We start from the raw sequence: 10,149 nt of genomic DNA on the forward strand, positions 1-10,149 counted from the left end.
GCCGTCGCCTCACAAGAAACCGCCGCCGCCCGGCACCGCTTCGTAAGTGAAGGTAGCCAGGATGACGATCGAATCGTCGCTCCCGACGACATGGCCGATGCTGCCGAACAGGCCGGTGAGATGCGACAGGTCGGGCAGCGCCGACAGGTCGATCGACGGCAAGCTCAAGTCGAAAGAGGGCAAGTTCATGAGTGGTCTCCCTGACACGCGAGGCCGATGCCTCGCCGCGGGATGCTGCCGGGTGCAGCGATGTCGCTGAAATTAAATGATTGTAATGCGCTAGCCGCGGCGCAGGACGAGGATCAGCCCGCCCGGCAGCGGGCCCTCGTGCGGCAGGCTCATGCGCGCGGCATCGGCGCGGGCGCGGTCGAGGATCGCCGGCGGCACGCCGGGTTCGTAGAGGATCGCGTCGGCCGCGCCGAGCAGCTGCAGCTGGCGCAAGGTCAGCCCGTCGGGGGTCGGGGTGTCGATGACCAGCTCGACCCTCGTCGGTTCCGCGCCGGCACGCTGCCCCTCGCGCAGCCAGTTCGGCACCGCGGTGCTGCCGTGTTCGAGGAACGGGTCGAGCGGGCCGCCCTGCGTGAGCGCGGCGTCGAGCGCGCGGCGGCGCTCGGCTGCGTCGGGCCAACGTTCGCGCAAGGCGTCACGCGCCTTGGCGAGCGATTGCGCGAGCAGGCCGAGGCTGTCGGGAAGCAGCGCTTCCAGACGCAGCCGCAAGTGCTTGGCGAGGCCGGCGGAGGTGCCGTCGGTGCCGACGGCGATCTGCACCGGATCGCGGTCGAGCACGCTAGGGGTGATGAAGTCGCACAGCGCGGGGCGGTCGGCGACGTTGACGAGTACTCCCGCACGGTGGAGGCGGACGACCGCCGCTTCGGCCTCTCCCTCGTCGTCGACGGCGACGAACGCCAGCCGTGCACCGCGTTCGATGCCGACCTGGAGGTCGCCCACGGCCACTCCGCCGGCGCGTTCGACCAAGCGGCGCTTGGCGTCCGCCGCGGGCCCCTCCCCCAGCACGATCACCGGCTGGCCGGCGATGCGATGGAAGAGCGGCAGGCTTTTCACCCCAGCCACTCCGGCACCCGCTCGGCGGCGTAGATCTCTTCGGGCGGAATGCGGTCGGCGACGACCGCATACCGATCGCCGTCGACGAGCACCTCGGGCACGAAGCCGCGGCTGTTGTAGCTCGAAGCCATCGTCGCACCGTAGGCCCCGGCGGTGCGGAACACCGCGAGGTCGCCGGCCTTGAGCGCGTCGCACTCGCGGTCGCGGGCGAAAGTGTCGCCGGTCTCGCAGATCGGCCCGACGATGTGCGCGGTCATCCGCTCGCCGGTCGGCCTGACGGCATCGAAATCGTGCCACGCGCCGTAGAGCGCCGGGCGCGCGAGGTCGTTCATCGCCGCGTCGACGACCACGAACGGGGGCCGGTTGCCGTTGCGCTTCACCCGGATCACGCGGGTCAGCAGCACGCCCGCGTTGCCGGCGATCACCCGGCCGGGCTCGAACATCAGCTCGACGTTCCAGCCCTGCGTCACCCGCGCGACCATCGCACCGTATTCCGCCGGGCTCGGCAGCACTTCGCCGGCCTTGTAGGGGACGCCGAGGCCGCCGCCGAGATCGACGTGAGTCACTTCGTGGCCGGAGGCGCGCAGCGTCGCCAGCAGCGCGCCGACTTTCTCGAACGCCTGTTCGAGCGGGGCGAGGTCGGCCAGCTGGCTGCCGATGTGCACCGCCAGGCCGCGCATCTGCAGGCTCGGCAACCGCGAAAGGCGGTCGTAAATGCCGGTGGCCAGGTCGTACGGCACGCCGAACTTGTTGTCGGCCTTGCCGGTCGAGATCTTCTCGTGCGTGCCGGCGTCGATGTCGGGGTTGACCCGCAGCGCGCAGGCGGCGGTCAGGCCCTTATCCTCGGCGATCGCCGCCAATTCGAGCCCCTCTTCCTCGGATTCGACGTTGAACTGGCCGATCCGCGCATCGAGCGCATCGGCCATTTCACGCGCGGTCTTGCCGACGCCGGAAAAGACGATCTCCGCCGCCGGAATCCCCGCCGCCAGCGCGCGCCGCATTTCGCCGCCGGAGACGACGTCGGCGCCGTATCCCTGGCGGCCGAGCACGCGCAGCACGGCGAGGTTGGGGTTCGACTTCACCGCGAAGGCGATGTGCTTGCGGGGAACGCCATCGAGCGCTTCGCGGAACACCCGCGCGTGCCGTTCGAGCGTGGCTCGCGAATAGACATAGACCGGCGTGCCGACTTCCTCGGCTATCCGGGCAAGCGGCACATTCTCGGCATAGAGTTCGCCGTTCTTCGGCTCGAAATGATCCATTCGCTCAACCTTCGGGCGGCAGGTCGAAGGGATCGTCCTGGCGTTCCTCCGACCGGGTGCGCAGCTCGACGCTGCGTTGCGGCGCGGCTTGCGGATCGGGTCTGAGCAGTTCGGCGGCGGACGGCCGGTGATCGCTGCCATAGGGCGCCGGCGGCAGCGGCGCGCTGGCGACGGGCTTGAGGTCCTTCTTCTGCGCGCAGGCCGCAGCCAGCAGCACGAGCGGGACGACGATCAGCAGGCGGCGGTTCATGAGTCCATCCCCAGCGCGCGGCGTGCTTCGGCGATGCGCTTCCTTACCTGTTCGGGCGCGGTTCCGCCATGGCTGTCGCGCGCGGCGACCGAAGCTTCGACTGACAGCGCGGCGAACACGCCCTCGCCGATGCGCCTGTCGATCGCCCGCAAATCGGCGAGCGAAAGCGCGTCGAGCGCGACACCTTTTTCCTCGGCGAGCTTCACGGCGGCGCCGGTGACGTGATGGGCTTCGCGGAACGGCAGGCCCGCCGTGCGCACGAGCCAGTCGGCGAGATCGGTCGCGGTGGCATAGCCGAGTTCGGCCGCCTGGCGCATGCGATCGGTGCGGAACTCCGCTTCCGCGACCATCCCGGTCATCGCCGCAAGCGACAGGCCGAGCAGCCCGGCCGCCTCGAACACCGGCGGCTTGTCGTCCTGCATGTCCTTCGAATAGGCCAGAGGAAGGCCTTTCATGGTGACCATCAATGCGGTGAGCGCGCCGACGATCCGGCCGGAATGGCCGCGCACCAGCTCGGCCGCGTCGGGGTTCTTCTTCTGCGGCATGATCGAGCTGCCGGTGCTCAGCGAATCCGGCATGCGCACGAAGCCGAACGGCTGGCTCGCCCAGATGACGAACTCCTCGGCCAGCCGCGAGAGGTGCAACGCGCACTGCGCCGCCGCGCTCAGGTAATCGAGCGCGAAGTCCCGGTCGGACACCGCGTCGAGGCTGTTTGCGGTCGGCCGGTCGAAGCCGAGCGCCTGCGCGGTCATCTCGCGGTCGACCGGAAAGCCAGTGCCGGCCAGCGCCGCGCTGCCGAGCGGGCATTCGTTGAGCCGCACCCGCGCGTCGTAGAAACGCGAACGGTCGCGCCTGAGCATCTCGTAATAAGCCATCAGGTGATGGCCGAGCGTGACCGGCTGGGCAGTCTGCAAGTGGGTGAAGCCCGGCATGATGCTGCCAGCGTGTTCCGCCGCGCGGTTGACCAGCGCACGCTGCAGCGCCGCGAGTGACGCATCGGCCTGGTCGATCGCGTCGCGCACCCACAGCCTGAAGTCGGTCGCCACCTGGTCGTTACGGCTGCGCGCCGTGTGCAGCCGCCCGGCGGCGGCGCCGATCAGCTCGGCGAGGCGGCTTTCGGTGGTCATGTGGATGTCTTCGAGGTCCCAGTTCTCGGGCACCCCGTCGCGCTCGTATTCGGCCGCCACCTGGTCGAGCCCGCGCTCGATCGCCACCGCATCCTCGCTCGAAACGATCGCGCAGGCGCCGAGCATCGCGACATGCGCCTTGCTCGCCGCTATGTCCTGCCGCCAGAGTGCCTTGTCGAAGGGGATCGAGGCGTTAATCTCGCGCATGATCGCAGCGGGCCCTTCGGCGAAGCGCCCGCCCCACATCTGGTTGGAGCCTCCTATGCCCCGTTTGCCCTTGCTGTCGCTCACGCTGCCGATCGTCCTGCTGGTGGCCGGATGCGATAGGCAAAGCGGGGGGGAGGCGCAACCAAAGGAAACTGCGGCCCCTGCAACCGCCGTTAGCGGGGACGAGGAAGCGCTCAACGGCACGCTCGACCGCAGCCACGCCGGCGAGCCCTTGCCCGATGCCACCGTCGAAGGCGCCAACGGGGTCAAGCTGCAGCTGGCCAAGCTCAAGGGCGGGGCGGTGCTGATCAACCTGTGGGCCACCTGGTGTGCGCCGTGCGTCAAGGAAATGCCGACGCTCGACCGCCTCGCCGCCGAGCCCGGAATGCCGCGCATCCTCGCGATCAGCGAGGACCTCAAGGGCGCCGCGGCGGTCAACCCGTTCCTCGAGCAGCATCAGTTCCTGCACCTGCAGACCTGGCTCGACCCACAAGCCAACCTGTCGCTCGGCTATGGCGGCAACCTGCCGACGACCGTGCTTTACGGCAAGGACGGCAAGGAAGTGTGGCGGATGATGGGCGGCTACGACTGGTCGAGCGACGAAGCGAAGGCGCTGCTCGCGGAGGCGAGTGCAAAGGGGTGATCTCGCAGTTCGCCCGCGACCTGACAGCCTTGCGCGATCGCCGCGGGGTACTGTTCGGGCTCGGCGGTGTCGCGCTGCTGGCGGGTGCGGTCGGCAAAGCGGACAAAGGCCCGGCCAAATGCCTCCTGACGCCTGCCGAAACGCGCGGCCCCTTCCCCGCCGATGCCGCCCGAGGCCCGAACGCGCTCGCGTTCGCAGGTATCAACCGCAGCGACATCCGCAGCAGCTTTGCCGGCATGGCCGGCACCGCCGGGGGCGTGCCGCTCGACCTCGAGATCTCGTTGATCGGTGCCGCCGGCGCGTGCGCTCCACTGCCCGGTTGGGGTGTTTACCTGTGGCACAACGACGCCCGCGGCGACTACTCGCTCTACAGCCTGCCGAACGCCAATTACCTGCGCGGCTTGCAGCAAAGCGATGCCAAGGGCGTCGTGCGGTTCAAGACGATCCTGCCCGGCTGCTACGGCGGCCGCGCGCCGCACATGCACTTCGAGGTCTTCTCGAGCGCCGCGGCCGCGGTGACCGGCGAACCGGCGCTGCTCGCTTCGCAATTCGCCCTACCTGAAGCGCCATGCCGCGCCGTATACGCGCGCGATCCGCGCTATGGCGACAGCCTCGGCAACCTGAATGAATGGCCGACCGCGCGCGACTTCGTGTTCCGCGACGCTAGCCCGGAGGAACTGGCTCTCGAATCGATTGCGCTGGAAGGCGATGCCGAAAAAGCCCTTCGCGGCACGGCGCGGATATCGGTCAACAGTTGACGTTCCGCCCTTCGCCGCGATCGTGGTGGGCGGTGACGGGCTCGAATTTAGGACGAAGTAGCGAGCATTTTCGTCAATGCGGTGACATTGGGCGCTTCGCATACCTCCAATAGTACCCCTCTTTGGTCTTAGCCCAACGGCGTCCAAGCGGGCACTACCATTGATGGATGAAGAAATGCCGGTTCTGGAGCGCTAATGCGCAGACGATTAGCGCCTCATGACCGGATTCTCTTCCAGCGACCGCCCTTATGGCAGTCATTTACAGTTTGAAGTTTCAGTTTAGCCGCCCAGGCGAAGCACTGACTACCTGCCGCTGAAGCGCCGCGTTGAAAGTGGACGCCTTCGACTCGTTCCCGACATTCGATCGCCGAGAGGTTCGATGACCGTAGTTCGCCAGTCTCAGAACTTCAGCGGGCTTATTGCTATGCCAGATAGCGCACACTCGTTCAGATGAAATGCCCGGAGCCTTCCTTGCCGGCAGGGTCAGACGGTCCACCTTCAGGCTTGCCTGCATCTGGCGGGTGGGGAGTAAGCAATCTTCCCCTCAGGAAATCGAGCAGAGCATTTACCCCAGGCTTGGCCGCTTTGTGAGTGGGTATCTGAGCCTTTATCCACATGGGCGGCGGACGATACGCGGAGAGAACGTGCCGTAGCATTCCGTTCGAAAGATCCTCCTCCGCGAGAAAGGCAGGCAAGATCGCAATGCCAAGGCCCCGTCGCACGGCCTCCCGCAGGATGATCGTGTCGTTGACTGATAGGCGCGGGTTTACGGTCAATCCGACGTCCCCCTCGTCCCCGTAGAAATGCCAGGTCTTGCCATGGAGCAGCGACACCAGGCAGTCATGCTCGATGAGGTTGCGAGGATGGTTCGGGCTGCCGCGTCGATCGAGGTATGCGCTGCTGGCATAGGCAGCGCAGGGATAGGGCATCAGCGGGAAGTCGCGGACGTTCTCATCCGTCGAAGGGCGGGTTCCGATCGTCAGATCGCAATTCCGGGTGAGCGGATTGTCAAGCCTGTCGGTCAAGCGAAGGTCGAGGTCGACGGCGGGATGCTCAGCGAGAAAGTCGCAGAAGATCGGCCCTAGTATCAATGCAGTGACCGACCCCGGTGCATCAACGCGGAGCAGGCCGCTTACTTCTGTTGTCGGAGCGACGTCGCGGATGTCGTCGTATTCGGTCAGCAACTTCATGCACCGGGGTAGGAGACGGGCGCCGTCTTCAGTCAGGCGCAAGTCCCTGGTCGATCGATGGAACAGGGTGACGCGGAATTCGTGCTCAAGCTGGTTGATCCGCTTGGACACCACCGAAGGCGACACCGCGAACGAGCGCGCCGCCGCCGCGAAGCTGCCCAGGCGGGCCGCGGCGAGAAACGTGCGGACGTTCAGCAGGTTATCCATCGTTCTCGATTCGAGAATTGTGACGTCGCATTAAGCGCTATTCTCGATACACGGCCATGCGCCTAACCGCAAATGCAAGACAGCGCCGGAACAAGGCGATCTGCTGGGAGAGTTCAAGTTATGATGGGCAGCATCAAAGGTGTGCACGTTTCGACATGGGCATTGGCCATTGCCAGCTGTGCCATGAGCTTCGGCCCGGCCAGCGCGCAGGATGCCGGCGGCGACGCCTCGACACAGTCCCCCGATGCCACGCCGGCCTCTGCCGATAGCGACACCGCCGGCATCGTGGTGACCGGATCGCGCATTCAATCGAGTTTCGACAGACCGACCCCCGTCACGATCCTGGGGGCGCAGCGGCTCGAGGACCGTGGGCTCACCAATGTCGGCGACGCATTGAACGAGCTGCCGGCATTCAGGGCGACACAAACTCCCGCCACATCGGGCCTCAACGCGGCACCCGGACAAGCCATTGGCGGGCGCATCCTCGACTTGCGCGGGCTCGGCGCGGTCAGGACCCTCACGCTGGTCGACGGCAAGCGCTTCGTGCCGGCGACGACCCAAGCGACGGTCGATACCAACATGGTGCCGTCGATCATGCTTTCGCGCGCGGAAGTGGTGACCGGCGGCGCCTCGGCCGTTTACGGCTCCGACGCAGTCGCCGGCGTGGTCAACCTGCTGATTGACAAGAAGTTCACCGGGTACAAAGTCAACGGCGAAGTCGGCTTCTCGAACGAAGGCGACAATTTCACCCGCCAGTTCGGCGCAGTCGGCGGTTGGAAATTTGGCGACAATCTCCACCTCGTCGTCGGCGGGGAATGGGAAAAATCGGACGGCGTCGATGCATGCCGCGAACGCGACTGGTGCGCCAACGGCCTGATCATCGTCGGCCGCAACGCGCTTGCACCTGGCCAGACGCCGACGATCCCCGCCAGCAATATCCTGCCCAACGCCAACACCTGGAGCGCCCGCTTTAACGGCGTCACCACCCCTCCATCGAGCGCCTACGTTGGGCGCGACGTTCCACTGTTGCGGCCGATCGACGGTATAGCCTTCAACGCCGACGGCACGCCGCGCCGGTTCCAGTTCGGCTACCTTGTGAATGCGATCTGGATGGCGGGTGGCGAAGGCGGCGGCCCGGCCGAGAACAACCCCTATTTCGACTTTCCAATCGTCTCGCCCACCGAACGCTACAGCACGATGGGGTACCTGACCTGGGAAGCGACTCCGAGCCTGACCCTGGAGGTGGGTGTCAATGTCGGCCAAAGCCAGGGACACCACCGGAGCGCCGCCTATCGCAGCAACGCGATCACGATCAAATCGGATAATCCGTTTATCCCTCGCTCGAGCGACCCGACCCTCGATATTCCGACCATTCTGGCGAATAGCGGTCTTACCAGCTTCACGCTTGGCAAGGGTTTCAACGATATCGGACCGGCCCAGATCGCCGTGAAAGACAATCTGTTTCGCGTAGTGACTTCAGCCAAGTACGATATCGGCGGAAGCTGGACCGCCGATCTCTATTATCAGTATGGTCACAACAAGTTCCGCAGCGACCTCACCAACAACACGATCACCTCGAATATTCAGCGTGCGCTGGACGCGACAACTCTCAATGGACAGCCGATCTGCCGCGTCAACGCCGATGCCAATCCGGCCAACGACGACCCGGCGTGCGTGCCGCTGAACCCGTTCGGTTTTGCGAACGGGGCAACCTTCCAGGCAGCCAAAGACTATGTGACGGGCGAGGGGTTCCAGACCAACGTTACCACCGAGCATGTCGTCGCAGGCAACGTGGCTGGATCGCTTTTCGACCTGCCTGCGGGCCCCTTGGGCGTCGCTGTCGGAGCCGAGTATCGCAACGACAATGTAAAGGGCGATACGGACCCTCTTTCCAAAGCCGGGCGCTTCTTCAACACCGGCAACGGCTCCGTCATTTCGGGGCAGATCGCAGTCAGCGAAGTCTACGGCGAAGTCGAAATCCCGCTGCTGCGCGATCTGTCGTTCACCCGCGAACTCAGCCTCAACGGCGCCGCGCGGCGGACGCATTACAAGCGTTCCAGCGATTTTCATCCGACCAGCACAGTCAATGCCACGACCTGGAAGATCGGAGGCGTCTGGGCGCCGATCGAAGCTATCCGTTTCCGGGTCACGCGCTCGCGCGATATCCGCGCGCCCAACGTCTCGGAGTTGTTCGGTCCGCAGACCACCGGCACCGGAATTCTCACCGACACCGGCAACGGCGGAATTCAGGTGATCGTGCCGATAACCACCGGTTCCAACCCCAATCTCAAGCCGGAAAAGGCCGATACCTTTACGGCCGGAGTGGTCCTGCAGCCGCAAGGCGGTTTCCTCGGCCGGTTCCGCGCTTCCGCCGACTGGTACGACATCAAGATCGACAACGCGATCAGCACGCTTGGGCAGCAGAACATCGTCAATCGCTGCGTCGCTGGCGATATCTTGAGCTGTTCGTTGATCACACGCGACGCCAACAAGAACGTGCTCAACATCCAGGACACGATTCAGAACGTAAACAAGCTGATCGCCCGGGGCATCGATTTCGAACTCGACTACAACCAGCCGCTGGGCGGCGACAACCGGCTCTCGCTGGTGGTGCTGGCCAACTACGTCAACGATCTGATCACGATTGACTCGGTTGGTCCGACCAATCGCGCGGGGCAGACCGGCTTGCGCGGGGGCACGCCTCCGGGAATTCCGGACTGGACCGTCGACGCCAGCGCGCGTCTCGATCTCGGAGAATCGTTCTCATTCACCACACATGCGCGGTGGATCAACAAGGGCTTCTTCTACCCGACCTTCGTCGAGCCGGGTGATCCCGAATTCTCATTCTCGAATCCGAACAGCGTGAACACCAATTCCGTGCCTTCGAGAATCTTTGTCGACATGCTCGCTACGGTACGGCTGGAGTCGGCGTTGACGAAGGGCCTCGAGGTCTATTTCGGCGTGGACAACGTGCTCAACCAGGATCCGCCGCGTTTCCCGGGCGCGAACGGCAGCGGCAACAACGTCCTGTTCAATCCGGTGGGCCGGATGTTCAAGCTGGGTGCCCGGATGAACTTCTAGCGGGTTAGGGGAACCGGGGGTTAGCTCCCCCCATCCCTCCGGTTCCCCGGCTTCGTCAATCGCAGTATACCCGCGTTGGAGAGGGCGGCTCGCTCCGCTAACAATCCGGCGCGACCTGTTTCTTGAGAAAGGGCGCCCCATGCCACTCCGCAGCCTCGCCGCGAATTCCCCCAGCCGCCGCGCCAACTGGCGCGCGCTCGGCCTCAGCCTGGAGGACATGGAGAAGCCGAAGATCGCTGTGGTCAACTCGTCGAGCGAGCTGGCGATCTGCTATGCTCACCTCGACGGCATCGCCAGGATCGTGAAGGAAGAAATCCGCGCCGCCGGCGGCGTGCCGTTCGAGGTGCGCACCGCCGCGCCGAGCG

Annotated in this window: 10 protein-coding genes; 4 read left to right on the forward strand and 6 right to left on the reverse strand. The window is 65.5% G+C overall.

Annotated features, from left to right (window positions below):
• Positions 1–9: 9 nt before the first annotated feature.
• The 5 genes from G7B69_RS15295 to argH all read right to left on the reverse strand — a co-directional run bounded on the left by G7B69_RS15295 (position 10) and on the right by argH (position 3,944).
• A complete protein-coding gene (locus G7B69_RS15295; protein WP_166180862.1) occupies positions 10–189 on the reverse strand; it encodes a hypothetical protein in 180 nt (59 codons plus the stop codon).
• 90 nt (positions 190–279) lie between these two features.
• Entirely contained in the window at positions 280–1,062 is a 783-nt protein-coding gene (locus G7B69_RS15300; protein WP_166180864.1) for a precorrin-2 dehydrogenase/sirohydrochlorin ferrochelatase family protein, read from the reverse strand.
• Positions 1,059–2,321: a diaminopimelate decarboxylase gene (gene lysA, locus G7B69_RS15305; protein WP_166180866.1), complete on the reverse strand. Its 1,263-nt coding sequence runs from the start codon at positions 2,319–2,321 to the stop codon at positions 1,059–1,061. Before lysA ends, G7B69_RS15300 begins: the two co-directional genes overlap by 4 nt.
• Positions 2,322–2,325: 4 nt before the next feature.
• Positions 2,326–2,571 (reverse strand): hypothetical protein, encoded by a 246-nt coding sequence (locus tag G7B69_RS15310; RefSeq protein WP_166180868.1) that lies wholly within the window; start codon positions 2,569–2,571, stop codon positions 2,326–2,328.
• Positions 2,568–3,944: an argininosuccinate lyase gene (gene argH, locus G7B69_RS15315; RefSeq protein WP_166180870.1), complete on the reverse strand. Its 1,377-nt coding sequence runs from the start codon at positions 3,942–3,944 to the stop codon at positions 2,568–2,570. Before argH ends, G7B69_RS15310 begins: the two co-directional genes overlap by 4 nt.
• Before the next feature lie 16 nt (positions 3,945–3,960).
• Here argH and G7B69_RS15320 point away from each other — a divergent pair, with 16 nt between their 5' ends.
• Together G7B69_RS15320 and G7B69_RS15325 are read left to right on the forward strand one after the other, a co-directional pair.
• On the forward strand, positions 3,961–4,548 hold the full coding sequence (locus G7B69_RS15320) for a TlpA family protein disulfide reductase (protein ID WP_243415216.1): 588 nt from the start codon (positions 3,961–3,963) through the stop codon (positions 4,546–4,548).
• On the forward strand, positions 4,545–5,306 hold the full coding sequence (locus G7B69_RS15325; RefSeq protein WP_166180874.1) for a peptidase associated/transthyretin-like domain-containing protein: 762 nt from the start codon (positions 4,545–4,547) through the stop codon (positions 5,304–5,306). The genes G7B69_RS15320 and G7B69_RS15325 overlap by 4 nt, the downstream gene beginning before the upstream one ends.
• 446 nt (positions 5,307–5,752) lie before the next feature.
• On the opposite strand, the gene G7B69_RS15330 is transcribed toward G7B69_RS15325, so the two are convergent.
• A complete protein-coding gene (locus G7B69_RS15330; protein ID WP_166180876.1) occupies positions 5,753–6,703 on the reverse strand; it encodes a LysR family transcriptional regulator in 951 nt (316 codons plus the stop codon).
• 72 nt (positions 6,704–6,775) lie between these two features.
• Here G7B69_RS15330 and G7B69_RS15335 point away from each other — a divergent pair, with 72 nt between their 5' ends.
• Both G7B69_RS15335 and G7B69_RS15340 read left to right on the forward strand, forming a co-directional pair.
• Entirely contained in the window at positions 6,776–9,784 is a 3,009-nt protein-coding gene (locus tag G7B69_RS15335; protein ID WP_166180878.1) for a TonB-dependent receptor domain-containing protein, read from the forward strand.
• 139 nt (positions 9,785–9,923) lie between these two features.
• Positions 9,924–10,149, forward strand: a 226-nt coding sequence (locus G7B69_RS15340; RefSeq protein ID WP_207786044.1) for a dihydroxy-acid dehydratase domain-containing protein, incomplete at its 3' end; no start/stop codon positions are given.

The organism is Croceibacterium segetis, from assembly GCF_011320115.1.
In the GTDB taxonomy this organism is placed as follows: domain Bacteria; phylum Pseudomonadota; class Alphaproteobacteria; order Sphingomonadales; family Sphingomonadaceae; genus Croceibacterium_B; species Croceibacterium_B segetis.